Origin of the sequence: Streptomyces sp. NPDC049597 (assembly GCF_040675505.1) — a bacterium.
Lineage (GTDB): Bacteria > Actinomycetota > Actinomycetes > Streptomycetales > Streptomycetaceae > Streptomyces.
In genome coordinates this window covers 19784-33759 of the sequence record NZ_JBFAOY010000008.1, presented here as the reverse complement: position 1 = coordinate 33759, position 13976 = coordinate 19784, and the positions used below count along the sequence as shown (strand labels likewise).

General features: G+C 72.1%; 9 protein-coding genes. 7 read left to right on the top strand and 2 right to left on the bottom strand.

What is annotated here, in order from left to right:
• The first annotated feature begins 38 nt into the window (after positions 1-38).
• The 6 genes from zwf (at position 39) to AB0K02_RS11805 (ending at position 9507) form a co-directional block, all read left to right on the top strand.
• The gene (gene zwf / locus AB0K02_RS11830; protein ID WP_365992223.1) at positions 39-1574 is read left to right on the top strand and encodes a glucose-6-phosphate dehydrogenase; all 1536 of its coding nucleotides are present in this window, start codon (positions 39-41) and stop codon (positions 1572-1574) included.
• Positions 1571-2515: a glucose-6-phosphate dehydrogenase assembly protein OpcA gene (opcA, locus tag AB0K02_RS11825; protein ID WP_365992222.1), complete on the top strand. Its 945-nt coding sequence runs from the start codon at positions 1571-1573 to the stop codon at positions 2513-2515. Before zwf ends, opcA begins: the two co-directional genes overlap by 4 nt.
• A gap of 586 nt (positions 2516-3101) precedes the next feature.
• Positions 3102-3320, top strand: a complete 219-nt coding sequence (locus tag AB0K02_RS11820) for a type A2 lantipeptide (protein WP_365992220.1) — start codon at positions 3102-3104, stop codon at positions 3318-3320.
• Positions 3321-3471: 151 nt separating this feature from the next.
• Entirely contained in the window at positions 3472-4278 is an 807-nt protein-coding gene (locus tag AB0K02_RS11815; protein WP_365992219.1) for an HlyD family efflux transporter periplasmic adaptor subunit, read from the top strand.
• Positions 4275-6563: an NHLP family bacteriocin export ABC transporter peptidase/permease/ATPase subunit gene (locus AB0K02_RS11810; protein WP_365992218.1), complete on the top strand. Its 2289-nt coding sequence runs from the start codon at positions 4275-4277 to the stop codon at positions 6561-6563. The genes AB0K02_RS11815 and AB0K02_RS11810 overlap by 4 nt, the downstream gene beginning before the upstream one ends.
• 67 nt (positions 6564-6630) lie before the next feature.
• Positions 6631-9507: an NHLP bacteriocin export ABC transporter permease/ATPase subunit gene (locus AB0K02_RS11805; RefSeq protein ID WP_365992404.1), complete on the top strand. Its 2877-nt coding sequence runs from the start codon at positions 6631-6633 to the stop codon at positions 9505-9507.
• A gap of 107 nt (positions 9508-9614) precedes the next feature.
• Here the strand turns inward: AB0K02_RS11805 and AB0K02_RS11800 are convergent, their stop codons facing one another.
• Both AB0K02_RS11800 and AB0K02_RS11795 read right to left on the bottom strand, forming a co-directional pair.
• The gene (locus AB0K02_RS11800) at positions 9615-10025 is read right to left on the bottom strand and encodes a hypothetical protein (protein ID WP_365992217.1); all 411 of its coding nucleotides are present in this window, start codon (positions 10023-10025) and stop codon (positions 9615-9617) included.
• Between the two features lie 327 nt (positions 10026-10352).
• Positions 10353-11276, bottom strand: coding sequence for a MurR/RpiR family transcriptional regulator (locus AB0K02_RS11795; RefSeq protein ID WP_365992216.1), 924 nt, complete (start codon positions 11274-11276; stop codon positions 10353-10355).
• 105 nt (positions 11277-11381) lie between these two features.
• On the opposite strand from AB0K02_RS11795, the gene AB0K02_RS11790 reads away from it, so the two are divergent.
• On the top strand, positions 11382-13958 hold the full coding sequence (locus AB0K02_RS11790; protein ID WP_365992215.1) for a SpoIIE family protein phosphatase: 2577 nt from the start codon (positions 11382-11384) through the stop codon (positions 13956-13958).
• Positions 13959-13976 lie beyond the last annotated feature (18 nt).

Here is a 13976-nt window from a genome sequence, read left to right as displayed (position 1 = left end):
CGCACTCGAAGCCGTTCGCTCAAGGAGGCCTGACCCTCATGTCAGAGAACAGCGGCTGGGCGAATCCGCTGCGGGACCCGCTCGACCGGCGGCTGCCCCGTATCGCCGGGCCCTCCGGACTCGTGATCTTCGGAGTCACCGGGGACCTGTCCCGCAAGAAGCTGATGCCCGCCGTCTACGACCTCGCCAACCGGGGGCTGCTGCCGCCGGGCTTCTCGCTCGTCGGCTTCGCCCGCCGGGACTGGGCCGACCAGGACTTCGCGCAGGAGGTCCACGACGCCGTCGTGGAGCACGCGCGCACCCCCTTCCGCGAGGAGGTGTGGCAGCAGCTGGCCGAAGGAATGCGGTTCGTCCAGGGAGACTTCGACGACGACGCCGCCTTCGAGCAGCTGAGGGCGACGGTCGAGGACCTGGACAAGGCGCAGGGCACGGGCGGCAACTTCGCCTTCTACCTGTCCGTGCCGCCGAAGTTCTTCCCCAAGGTCGTCCAGCAGCTCAAGGACCACGGGCTCTCCGATGCGCCCCGCGGCTCCTGGCGGCGCGCCGTCATCGAGAAGCCCTTCGGCCACGACCTGGCCAGCGCGCGCGAGCTGAACACCATCGTGCACGAGGTGTTCGCCCCGGACGAGGTCTTCCGGATCGACCACTACCTGGGCAAGGAGACCGTCCAGAACATCCTGGCGCTGCGCTTCGCCAACACCCTTTTCGAGCCCGTCTGGAACCGGTCCTTCGTCGACCACGTGCAGATCACGATGGCCGAGGACATCGGCATCGGCGGCCGCGCCGGCTACTACGACGGCATCGGCGCGGCCCGTGACGTGATCCAGAACCATCTGCTCCAGCTGCTCGCGCTGACCGCCATGGAAGAGCCCGTCTCCTTCGACGCCGCTTCCCTGGTCACCGAGAAGCTGAAGGTCTTCAAGGCCGTCAAGGTGCCGGACGACCTGGGCCGGCACACCGTGCGCGCCCAGTACACCGGCGGCTGGCAGGGCGGGGCGAAGGCCGTCGGCTACCTCCAGGAGGAGGGCATCGACCCCGCGTCGAAGACCGACACGTACGCCGCGATCAGACTGGAGATCGACAACCGCCGCTGGGCGGGCGTCCCGTTCTACCTGCGCACCGGAAAGCGGCTGGGCCGCCGGGTCACCGAGATCGCGGTGGTCTTCCAGCGCGCCCCGCACTCGCCGTTCGACTCCACGGCCACGGAGGAACTGGGCCAGAACGCCCTGGTCATCCGCGTGCAGCCGGACGAGGGCGTGACCCTGCGCTTCGGCTCCAAGGTTCCCGGCACCTCGATGGAACTGCGCGACGTGACGATGGACTTCGCCTACGGCGAGTCGTTCACCGAGTCCAGCCCCGAGGCGTACGAGCGGCTGATCCTCGACGTCCTGCTCGGCGACGCCAACCTCTTCCCGCGCACCGAGGAGGTGGAGGAGTCCTGGAAGATCCTCGACCCGATCGAGCGGTTCTGGGACACCAACGGCTCCCCGGCCCAGTACCCCGCGGGCACCTGGGGCCCGAAGGAAGCGGACGAGATGCTCGCACGAGACGGACGGAGCTGGCGCCGGCCATGAAGATCGACCTCACGGACACCACCTCCAGCAAGATCAACAAGGCCCTGGTCCAGGGGCGCCGGGCCATCGGCACCCCCGCCGTCGGCATGGTGCTCACCCTGGTCATCGTCACCGACGAGGAGAACGCCTACGACTCCATCAAGGCCGCCGGCGACGCCTCGCGCGAGCACCCCTCGCGCACCCTCGTCGTCATCAAGCGCCATGCCCGCTCCCCGCGCGACCGCCACGACACGCGCCTGGACGCCGAGGTCCGCGTCGGCGGCGACGCGGGGGCGGGGGAGACGGTCCTGCTGCGGCTCCACGGCGAACTGGCCGAGCGCGCCGACTCCGTCGTCCTCCCCCTGCTGCTGCCCGACGCGCCCGTCGTCGTCTGGTGGCCCGTCGACGCGCCGCCGGTCCCGGCCCAAGACCCCCTCGGGGCCCTCGCCCAGCGCCGTATCACCGACGCGTACGCGGTCGAGGAGCCGCTGCGGGAGCTGGCCGCCCGCGCCTCCGGTTACGAGCCGGGGGACACCGACCTGGCATGGACGCGGCTGACCCCGTGGCGCTCCATGCTTGCGGCAGCGCTCGACCAGGCGCGGGCGGAGGTCGTCTCGGCCGTCGTGGAGAGCGAGGCGGACAACCCCAGTGCCGAACTGCTCGCCCGCTGGTTCGCCGACCGCCTCGGCGTGCCCGTCGAACAGGTCGTCACCGCAGGTCCGGTCGTCACGGCCGTACGCCTGCGCACCGCCGACGGCGAGATCCACATCGACCGTCCGGAAGGGCCCGTGGCCCGGCTCTCCATCCCCGGCCAGCCGAACCGCGTGCTCGCCCTCAAAGTGCGCACCACGGCCGAGCTGATCGCGGAGGAACTGCGCAGGCTCGATCCCGACGAAGCGTACGCCGCAGCACTTCACGCCCGGATCACCCCACCTGCGTCCGAGGCGGCCACAGGAGGCTGATTTCCTTCGTTTTCCGCGCACCGGGCGACCCGGTCCGGCATTTCCGACAATGCACCGGTCTCCACTTTCCGTAATTGCCCGGTGACGTCATTCATGGTCCGAGGGGTGCGGCGCACACGCCGCACCCCTCGACGCGTGAATGTCCTGTGACGTCCCGTCAAGCAACCTTCGCCTGCTCCGAATCTGCACAGTGAATGCGCAGGCGTCACACCGCCTTCTCGTCGCCGCCCCCGCTCTGACCAGCGAATATCTTGCTCTGTAGGGGAATGTCCCCTTCGTCGTCGGCACATGGGGCGTGCGCGTCGGGGCACCGTGCGGTGATCATGTGAAGGAGATGGCACCGAGTCATGTAGGGGCGTGCACGCGGCGGTAATACGGCGACCGCTCCCGGCCGCGATCCCGGCATTCCGCCGTCTTCGCGATTGGCCGCTCAACGCGCTTACGTGCTTTGATCCTTCGCACCGCGGGATTTCACTGGGTTCCCGGATCCGGGAATCTCCCCACCCCGTCGGGCGGCCGGCAACACGCTCATCGAGTGCGACCGGGCGCTGTCATTCAGAAATACCCATCCGAAGGGAAGCTTCTCATGAACTTCGTCCCCACCCAGGAGATCTCCGACAGCGAGCTGGACAACGTGGCCGGCGGCCTGCACAGCGCCACGGTGAGCAACGCCACCGCCGCTCTTGACACCGTCGTCCCGGTCTCCGGCACCGTTGCCACCGTCACCGGCGTCGTCGAGGGTGCCACCGGCATCAACGCCGCCGCGATCACCGGCCCGGTCAACGGCCTCGTCGCCGGTCTGTAAGACCTCCGCGGCCCGCCGGCCCGCTCTGCCGGCCGTGCCGAGCCGTGTGCCCCGGACCGATCCAGGCTCCGGGGCGCACGGCCGTGCGCAGTTTCCGACCCCCGGCGACTCCGGGGACCCGTACCGTTCAGGCAGTTGAGGGAAGAGTGTCGTGCAGTTCCGCCAACAGGCCCTTTCCAAGCTGCAGTCACCGGAGGAGATCGACCTTCCGGTGCGCTTCGCCCGCCCGCAGGGCCTCCTCGTCCTGGCCGTGACCGTCCTCGTCATGGTCGCCGGCGCCGTCTGGGCCGTCGCCGGGACAGTGACCTCCACCGTCTCCGCGCCGGGCATCCTCACCCACGGCCAGGGCAGTTACGTCCTGCAGAGCCCGGTCTCCGGACAGATCACCGAGGTGCTGGCGAAGGAGGGCGAACACGTCGAGGCCGACGCACCCCTGCTGAAGGTCCGCACCGCTCAGGGCACCGCCGTCGTCAGCACCATCGCGGCCGGACGGCTCACCACCCTCGTCGCCGCGATCGGCTCCGTCGTCACGACCGGCAGCGACGTCGCCGCCGTGGAAAGGGTCGACAGGCCCGGCGACCCGCTGATGGCCGTGCTGTACGTCCCCGCGGAGAGCGGCGCGGCCGTGCCCGTCGGCGCCCGCGTGGACCTCACCGTCCAGTCCGTCGCCTCGCAGAAGTACGGGGTGCTGCGCGGACGGGTCAAGGCCGTGGGCCGCACCGCCGAGACCCGCCAGCGCATCACCGCCTTTCTCGGCAGCAGCCAGCTGGGCGAGCAGTTCTCCAAGGACGGCCAGCCCGTGTCGGTGCTCGTCGAGCTGAAGAAGTCCCCCGGCACCGAGTCCGGCTACGACTGGTCCTCCTCGCAGGGCCCTCCCTACGCCCTCGAGTCCATGACCCTCGCCGGCGGCTCCGTCCACCTGGCCGCCCAGCATCCGATCGATTGGCTGCTGCCGTGACCGCACATCGTGACACCGTCCCCGCCCAGCGGCGGCTGCCGCCCGCGGGCCGCCGCAGACACCGCCCGGAGCCGGCTCCCAGCGGCCGGCGCGGCGCGCGCCGCGCCGCTCCACCGTCCCGCCGGCAGCAGAAGCCCAAGCCCGTCCGCACGCCCACCGTCCTCCAGATGGAGGCCGTCGAGTGCGGTGCCGCCGCGCTCGCCATGGTGCTCGCGCACCACGGACGCCATGTGCCGCTCGAAGAGCTCCGCATCGCCTGCGGCGTCTCCCGCGACGGCTCACGCGCCAGCAACATCCTCAAGGCCGCCCGCAGCTACGGACTCACGGCCAAGGGCATGCAGATGGAGGCCACGGCCCTCGCCGAGGTGCAGCCGCCGGCCATCCTCTTCTGGGAGTTCAACCACTACGTCGTCTACGACGGCACCGGCCGCCGCCTCGGACGCCGCGGCGTACACATCAACGACCCCGACAAGGGGCGTCGTTTCGTGTCCGTGGAGGACTTCGACACGAGCTTCACCGGCGTCGCCCTGGTCTTCGAACCCGACCGCACGTTCACCAAGGGCGGCCGCCGGCCCGGGATCATGAAGGCCGTGCCCGCCCGGCTGCGCGGCACCACCGGCACGCTGCTGGCCGCGCTGCTGGCCAGCCTCCTGCTGGTCGCCGTCGGCGCGGCGGTGCCCGCGCTGAGCCGCACGTACATCGACACGTTCCTGATCGGCGGGCAGACCTCGCTGCTGGGGCCCCTGTTCGCCTCGCTGGCGACCCTCGTGGCGCTCACCGCCGTACTGACCGGCCTGCAGCAGGCCAACCTGCTGCGCGGGCGCATCATCTCGTCCACGCTGGGCAGCGCCCGCTTCCTCAGACACCTGCTGCGGCTGCCGGTCACCTTCTTCGCCCAGCGCAGCCCGGCAGACCTCGTCCAACGGCTCCAGTCCAACGACGCGGTGGCCGAGACCCTGGCGCGCGACCTCGCGGCAGCCGCCGTCGACGGAGTCGTGGTCGTGCTGTACGCGGCGCTGCTGTGGACGTACGACCCCCAACTCACGGTCGTGGGCGTGCTCATCGCGCTCCTCAACGTGGTGGCCATGCGGATCGTCGTCCGGCTGCGGGCCACCCACACGCAGAAGCTGCGCGCCGACAGCGCACGGCTCACCAACACCTCCTACACCGGCCTCCAGTTGATCGAGACGATGAAGGCGACCGGCGGCGAGGACGGCTACTTCCGCCGCTGGGCCGGTCAGCACGCCACCACGCTGGAGGTGCAGCAGCGCCTCGGCGTGCCGAGCGCCGCACTCTCCGTCGTCGCGCCCACCCTGGCCACCCTCAACAGCGCCCTGATCCTGTGGATCGGCGGACTGCGGGCCGTCGAGGGGCACATCACCATCGGCCTGCTCGTCGCGTTCCAGGCGCTCGTCGCCCGCTTCACCGCCCCCATCACGCGCCTCAACGGCGTGGCCGGGCGCATCCAGGACTTCGCCGCGGACGTCGCCCGGCTCAAGGACGTCGAGAACTTTCCCGTCGACCCGCTGTACTCGCGCGAGGAGCCCGACGCGAGCACCCGCAGGCTCAAGGGCCATGTCACGCTGGAGGACATCACCTTCGGCTACAGCCCGCTCGACGCACCGCTGCTCAGCGGCTTCTCCCTCGCCGTCGGCCCCGGCCGGCAGGTCGCCCTCGTCGGCGGCTCGGGCAGCGGCAAGTCCACGGTCTCGCGGCTGATCTCGGGCCTGTACACCCCCTGGGAGGGGACGATACGCATCGACGGCGAACGGCTGGAGGACATCTCCCGCAGCGCCGTCGCCGCCTCCGTCGCCTTCGTCGACCAGGACATCTTCCTGTTCGAGGGCACCGTGCGGGACAACGTCGCGCTCTGGGACCCCTCCATCACCGACGAGGCGGTGGTCGCCGCGCTGGAGGACGCCGCCGTCCTCGACGTCGTCCGGCGCAGGCCGGACGGCATCCACAGCCGCGTCGAGCAGGACGGCCGCAATTTCTCCGGCGGGCAGCGCCAGCGACTGGAGATCGCCCGCGCGCTGGTGCGCCGCCCGAGCATCCTCGTGCTGGACGAGGTGACCAGTGCCCTCGACGCCGAGACCGAGCGCGTCATCATCGACAACATCCGCCGGCGCGGCTGCGCGTGCGTGGTCATCGCGCACCGGCTGAGCACCGTGCGCGACAGCGACGAGATCGTGGTGCTCGACCACGGCACGGTCGTCGAACGCGGCCGTCACGAGGAACTCGTCGCCGCCCAGGGGGCGTACGCCGAGCTGGTCAAGGAGCACTGACGTGTCATCCGCACACCCGGACGCAGGCCACACCGCGGCCGCGGGGACGCCGGAGACGACCGACGCGGTGATCCAGGCCTTCGGGGGCCTCGGCGCGCCCGTCGACTGCACCGGCCTGCGCAGCCTCCACCTCGAAGGCCCGCAGGTGCTGTGGCTGGTGCTCGGCGGCTTCCTCGACCTCTTCGCCGTGGACGCCGCCGAGCAGGGCCACTGGCACTTCCTCGGCCGGCTCGAACCCGGCACGCTGCTGCTCGGTCCGGTGGAGGGCCCGCGCCACACCCTCGTGGGGCGCCCCTCGCAGGAGTGCGTGCTGCGCCGCATCGCCCTGCGCGAGCTGTACCAGGACCCCTACGGGCAGGACCCGTACGCGACCCAGGGCATCCACGTACCGGATCCGTACGGTGCCCAGGACCCGTACGCCGCGCAGGATCCGTACGCCGCGCAGGATCCGTACGGTGCCCAGGACCCGTACGGCCCGGGAGCCTGGAGCCCGTTGGAGCACGCCTTCGCCCTGGGCGTCGGGCGCAGCCTCGGCGTCCTGTTCGAGGCGCCCCTCGACGGCCGCCCCGCCGACGCGGGCATGACCGACGAGGACATCCTGTGGATGCCCGTCGACCCGGGCAGCGTCCGCTACGGCGCCTCCTACAGTGCCGAGGCCGCGGCCGATCTGCTCGTCGAGGGCGCGATGTGGCAGCGGATGGTCAACCAGCAGTACCGTCTGCTGTCCGCGGTCGACCAGTGGATCGAACAGCTGGAACGCGCCCACGAGGACCGCGCGGCGGCCGGGATCAAGGCGGGCGAGGACGTCCGAGCCCGGGCCGACGAGGCGCTGATCGCCTCCATCGGAAAGCGCGGCGGAGGGCGCCGCACGGCCGGGGCGGACGGCGACGACGCCGTGTTCGCCGTGTGCCGCAGGGTCGCCGAGGCCGCCGGGATCACCCTGACCGAGCCCCCGAGAACCGCCGCCGACGAGGAACGCGTCAGCCCCGTCGAACGCGTCGCGATCGCCTCCCGCGTCCGCACCCGCCCCGTACGCCTCGCCGGCAGCTGGTGGCGCACGGACAGCGGCCCGCTGGTGGGGCACCGCGCGGCGTCCGGCGCACCCGTGGCGCTGCTGTGGCGGCGGGGGCGCTACGAGGCCGTCAACCCGCTCACCGGCTCGCGCACCCGCATCGGCAAGGACAACGCGGACGACTTCGAGCCGCGCGCGGTCATGTTCTACCGGCCGCTGCCGGAACGGCCCGCGAGCCTCTGGCGCCTGGCGCGCTTCAGCCTGCGCGGCACCCGCATGGACGTGCGCAACCTGCTGCTCGCCGGTCTCGTCACGGTCGTCGTCGGCGCCCTGGTGCCGGTGGCCACCGGGAAGGTGCTCGGCGTGTACGTGCCGAGGGCCGAGACCGGCCTGATCGTGCAGATGGCGCTCGCGGTGATCACCGCCGGCATCGTGTCGGCGGCGTTCATGCTCCTCCAGAACCTCACCGTCCTGCGGATGGAGGGCCGGATCGAGAGCGTCCTCCAGCCCGCCGTGTGGGACAGACTGCTGAGGCTGCCGACCCGCTTCTTCACCGAGCGCTCCACCGGCGAGCTGGCGAGCGCGGCGATGGGCATCAGCTCGATCCGCCGCGTCCTGTCCGGGATCGGTCCGGTCGCGCTCCAGTCGGGCACCGTCGGCGCGATGAACGTGGCCCTGCTGCTGTGGTACAGCGTGCCGCTCGCCCTCGCGGCCATGGGCATGCTGCTGGTGATCGGTCTCTTCTTCCTCGGGATGGGGCTGTGGCAGGTGCGCTGGCAGCGGCGGCTGGTGGAGCTCGGCAACAAGCTCAACAACCAGGCCTTCCAGACGCTGCGCGGGCTGCCCAAACTCCGCGTGGCGGCGGCCGAGAGCTTCGCGTACGCGGCGTGGGCACGGGAGTTCGCGCGCTCCCGCGAACTGCAGCAGCGCGTCGGCCGGATCAGGAACCTCACCACCGTGATGGACGCGGTCTACCTGCCGCTGTGCTCGCTCATCATGTTCATGCTGCTGGCCGGCCCGGCCCGCGGCAGCATGTCGGCGGGTGACTTCCTCACCTTCAACGCCGCCGTGACGATGCTGCTGACGTCGGTCACCCAGCTGACCGGCGTCCTGGTCTCGGCGGTCGCGGTGCTGCCCATGTTCGAGCAGGTGCGCCCGATCCTCGACGAGACGCCGGAGGTGCGGGGAGCCAGCGCGCAGCCGGGCGTCCTGTCCGGCGAGATGGAGGCGCGCAGGCTGTCGTTCCGCTACACCGACGACGGCCCGGCGGTCCTCGACGACGTGTCGCTGCGGGTGCGGCCGGGGGAGTTCGTCGCCGTCGTCGGCCCCAGCGGCTGCGGGAAGTCCACCCTGCTCAGGCTGCTGATCGGCTTCGACCGGCCGGACTCCGGGTCGGTGCTCTACGACGGCCAGGACCTGTCCGCCCTGGACCGCGCCGCGGTGCGCCGCCAGTGCGGCGTCGTCCTGCAGAACGCCCAGCCGCTGACCGGCTCGATCCTGGACTGCATCTCGGGCGCCGAGAGCTTCTCCCAGGAGGAGGTCTGGGCGGCTGCGGAGATGGCCGGACTCGCCGAGGACATCAAGCGGATGCCCATGGGGCTGCACACCATGATCTCCAACGGTGGTGCGATCTCCGGCGGGCAGCGCCAGCGGCTGATGATCGCGCAGGCGCTGGTGCGCCGCCCGCGCATCCTCTTCTTCGACGAGGCGACCAGCGCGCTGGACAACGAGACGCAGCGGACGGTGATGGACAGCACCCGCAAGCTGAGCGCCACGCGCGTGGTGATCGCCCACCGGCTCACCACGGTCATGGACGCCGACCGGGTGCTCGTCATGTCCGACGGCCGGATCGTGGAGGAGGGCCGCCCCGCGGACCTGCTCGCGGACCCCGGCGGACGGCTGTACGAGCTGGTGCGACGGCAGATGGCCTGAGGGCCGTGGGCAGCGCGGACGCCCGGCCGGGACCGGCCCGGCACGGTGCCGGTCCCGGTCCGGCGGCGGAAGGCGTCCTCGGCCCGGGTGTCCGGAGGCGGGCGCGGTTACGACACGCGCTGCGCGGGGGTGCGCCGGCGCGGCGCGGGGGGCGCGCCCTCGGCGAGCAGCGCGTCGGTGACGAGCCGGACGCCGCGCGCCAGCCGGTTCAGCTGGTCCAGTTCGACCGCGTACATCCGGATGCTGTTCTCGATGACCGCTTCCGCGACGCCGAGGGTCGGCAGCTCGGCGCGGGCCGTCTGGAGCGCCACGCGCACGGTGCGCGCCTCGTGCTGCAACTGGAGCCGGGCGTGGCGGGCGAGCAGGACGGTATGGCGGGTGAGCGGCGAGTACGCCGCGTAGCGGGCCGGCAGCAGGTCGCGGAGCCAGCGGGCGGCCGTGCGCTCCCAGTCGCGCGTTCCGGGGGCCTTGACCTGACAGGGCCAGTCCGGTCCGAGCGTGGTGAGGGTCTGGGACATCGTCGTCGCTTCCGGGTCATGCCGACGGGCTCTGATCGAGAGGCTTGTGGCGGTCCCGGCCCAGGGGTTGACCGGGACCGCCAGGGGCATCCGCGGTACGGCGGGTGCCCGGATTGAACACCGGAGCCGGTGCGAGGAGGGAGCACCGGCTCTGGATGTTCGGTCGTGGGGCAGGGGCGTGCTCGTGGTCCCGAGGACCCGCTGCCATGAGCAGTAAATATATATACCGTCGAGTAAGCAAGGGTATGAAAAATTTCATGCAACCCCGGGCATGAAAATGTCCCGGAAACACCCAGGTCACACACGAAAGTCGCCCGCCGCGGACCGTCAGTCCTCGAGGAAGAAGTCGTGCTGCTCGGCGACCTGCTCGTACCCCTCGAGACGGGCCTGCGTGCGCTCCGGGTCCGCGTCCGCCATCGCCTGCAGCACGGCGGCGGACAGGACGCCCGGAGCCGAGTACGAGTCGAAGACGAGCCGCGAGCCGGTCCCCGCCGTCAGCGACACATCGGCCTCGTCCACGAGCGGCCCGAGCGTCAGGTCCGTGATCAGCGCGACGCGAAGTCCCGTGCTGCGCGCGGCCCGCAGCGCCGCGAGCGTCTCGTTGGCGTGCCGCGGCATCGCGTACGCCAGTACCCACGTCCCGCCCGCCTCGCGCGACTGGAGCAGCGCGTCGTAGGCGACGCTGCCGCCACGGGTCACCAGCCGCACATCGGGGTGGATACGGCGTGCCGCGTACGCGAAGTACTCGGCGAGCGACACCGAGATCCGCAGGCCCAGCACCGTCAGCGGCATCGAGCGGGCCAGCTCCCGGCCGACGTCCAGGACCCGGTTGGTGTCGGCGAACACCCGGCGCAGGCTCTCCAGGTTCGCGATCTCCGCGTCGACGGCCGCCTGGAGTTCGTTGCGGCGGATCTGTTCGCGCGTCTCCTGCGCGCCGGCGACGGCCCTCAGCGCGATCGGCTGCAGCGCCTCTCGCAGGGCGGGGAAGCCGCTGTAGCCGAGGGAGGTCGCGAACCGGGTCACCGACGGCTGGCTGACGCCCACCCGCTCGGCCAGGTCCGTGATCGACAGGAACGCGGCCTCGGTCAGATGGTCGATCATGTACTGGGCGATACGGCGCTGTCCCGGCGACAGCCGGTGGCTTCCGAACAGGGCCCGGACCCTGTCCGCGGGCGCGACCTCGGGCACCGGCGACTGCCGGCCGGGGGTGATTGCCGCCGCCTGCGCACGTGCCTGCTGCCCTGATGGCACCGTGTGCCTCCTTGTCGTCCGGAACGGGCTCAAATCTAGCTCAGCCGCCGGACCCCATGGCCGCCTCGCGGGCGGCCGCAGGCCTGCGACCGCGACGGTCCGAAGATGCGGACCACTGCCGCCGGGGAGCATCCTGGCAGGGTGACCTGGAACGGTGCGGGCAGGCGCCACCCGTCCGCCCGGGCCGGAGCGGAACCCGCGGCGGCGGACGGGGGCGGCCCGGCGCCGGGGGAGCTGTCCATGGTGCTGGCCCAGGCGGAGGTGAGCGCCATCGAGGCCGTCGGCGGCTTCGCCGGCGGTCTCTACATGCGTTCCGGGGCACCCGAGCTGCTGCGTCTGGCCGTGATCGCCGGACTGCCCGCGAAGCTGTTCCAGCACTGGAGCCGGATGCACGTGAACCGGCCCTTCCCGCACTCCGACGTCTATCGTTCGGGCCGGCCCGTCTACCTCTACGACGCGGAGGAGGCCATGCGCCGCTACCCGCAGCTCATGGCCGGTCTGCCCTTCCCCTTCGCCTCGCTGTACGTGCCCATCACCCACGAGGGGGAGACGTTCGGGGTCCTCGCGGTGCTCCGGCCCGCCACACCCGGCCTCCCGGTCGACGAGGGCGACCGCCGCCGCCTCCACGAGATCGGCGCGAACCTCGCCGCCACGCTGGCCGCCATCGAGGCGGGCGGACCGCGCATCGAGTGGGACGACGAGCCGATGGCGGTCACCCTGCCCTCCGTCACCGCGCCGCCGGTACGCATCGGCTCGTTCGACTGGGACCTCGAGGCCGGGACGGTCACGGGCGACGAGGGCTGGTGCGCCATCCTGGGCACCACACCCGACCGGCTGCCGGTCACCGTGAAGGCGCTGGCCGCGCGGGTCGAGCCGGAGGACGCGTACGGACTGTGGGCGCTGGCCCGGCAGGCGGCTGCGTCCGACCGGCCGGTGAACCGCCGGATGCGGCTCCAGGGATCGGACGGACGACCGCATCTGCTGGAGATCACCGGCCGGCGCGGACGCCTGCGGGACGGCCCGCCGGGCACCCACCTGACCGGCTTCCTCATCGACCTGGGCGCCGGACCCGTCGTCGCCGAGGCCGCGGACCGGCTCCCGTACGGCGTGTGCAACGTCGACCGCCTCGGCCGCATCACCTACCTCAACCACCGGGCCGAGACCCTGCTGGCCCTGCCGCGCACCGAACTCGTGGGCCGCGTGCTGTGGGAGGCGGTGCCCTGGTTCGGGCAGGCCGCCTACGAGGACCACTACCGGGCAGCTCTGCTGTCCAGCGATCCGGTGCACTTCGTCGTCAACCGGGGCGGGGACTGGCTCTCGGTCTCCCTCTTCCCCGGGGCCGACGGGCTGACCGCGACCCTCAGCCAGGGCGAACACCCCGCCTACACGCCGGAATCCGTCGCCACCCCCGGCACCGGACTGGGACCGCCGGCCGACCGGGCCGTCGCCCTCTACCGTCCCGTCGCGCTCGCCATCGCACTCACCGAGGCGGTCACGGCCCGTCAGGTGTCCGCCGTCGTCACCGAGGAACTGCTGCCGGCCTTCGGCGGCCGGCAGCTCGCCATCTACCTGCTGAGCAACCGTCATCTCCACCTCGCCTGGGAGACCGGTTTCCCCCGCGGCTTCCTCAACCGGTTCGAAGGCGTCGGCCTCGACGCCAAGCTCCCCGGTGTCGAGACCCTGACCTCGGGCCGCCCCCTGTTCTTCGAATCCATGCAGCACCTGGCCGCCGCCTATCCGGGCATCCCCCTCGACGCCCACGTCGGGGCCCGCGCCTTCCTGCCGCTGATCGCCTCCGGCCGGCCGGTGGGCACCTGCATCCTCGGCTTCGACCAGCCGCGGGGCTTCGGCCCGGAGGAGCGCACCGTCCTCACCGCCCTCGCCGGACTCATCGCCCAGGCCCTCCAGCGCGCCCGGCGCTACGACTCCGAGGCCGCACTCGCCCGCGGGCTCCAGGACGGGCTGCTGCCTCGCCGACTGCCGGTGGTCGACCACGTCGACACCGTCGGCCGCTACCTCCCCTGCACGCAGGGCATGGACGTCGGCGGCGACTGGTACGACGTCGTGGAGACGGGCGGGGGACTCGCCATCGTCATCGGCGACGTCCAGGGGCACGGTGTCTCCGCCGCCGCCACGATGGGCCAGCTCCGCAGCGCCGTACGGGCCCTGGCCGTCAGCGGCCACAGCCCCGAGGAAGTGATGAGCGGCACCAACCGGTTGCTCATCGACCTCGACCCCGGCCAGTTCGCCAGCTGCTGCTACATCGTCCTCGACCCGGCCACGGGCAGCGCACGGGCGGTCCGGGCCGGCCATCTGCAGCCCCTGCTGCGCCACCCCGACGGCCGCACCGAGGTGCTCGAGCTGTCCGGCGGCGTGGTCCTCGGGGTCGACGCCGACGTCGTGTACCCGGTCACGGACCTGCGGCTCGCGCCCGGCGCCCTCCTCGCCCTGTTCACCGACGGTCTCGTCGAGCAGCCGGGGAACGACATCGACCAGGGCATCGAGAGCCTGCGCCAGACCCTGTCGGACGTGGGCTCGTCCCCGCTCGCCGACACGGCGGACCGCCTGATCAACGAGGCACGACGGAACGCCGACCGTCCCGACGACATCGCCCTGCTCCTCGCCGCCCGCTGGTCCGAGCCGTCGGACACGCCCTCGCAGCCGGCCCGGGGCGCCCGGTGACTGCCCGGCACGAGCGGT

Bases quoted from the DNA above. Each gene is read 5' to 3' on its own strand.
- zwf (WP_365992223.1), top strand. From the start codon at position 39: ATGTCAGAGAACAGCGGCTGGGCGAATCCGCTGCGGGACCCGCTCGAC.
- opcA (WP_365992222.1), top strand. From the start codon at position 1,571: ATGAAGATCGACCTCACGGACACCACCTCCAGCAAGATCAACAAGGCC.
- AB0K02_RS11820 (WP_365992220.1), top strand. From the start codon at position 3,102: ATGAACTTCGTCCCCACCCAGGAGATCTCCGACAGCGAGCTGGACAAC.
- AB0K02_RS11800 (WP_365992217.1), bottom strand. From the start codon at position 10,025: ATGTCCCAGACCCTCACCACGCTCGGACCGGACTGGCCCTGTCAGGTC.
- AB0K02_RS11790 (WP_365992215.1), top strand. From the start codon at position 11,382: ATGCGGACCACTGCCGCCGGGGAGCATCCTGGCAGGGTGACCTGGAAC.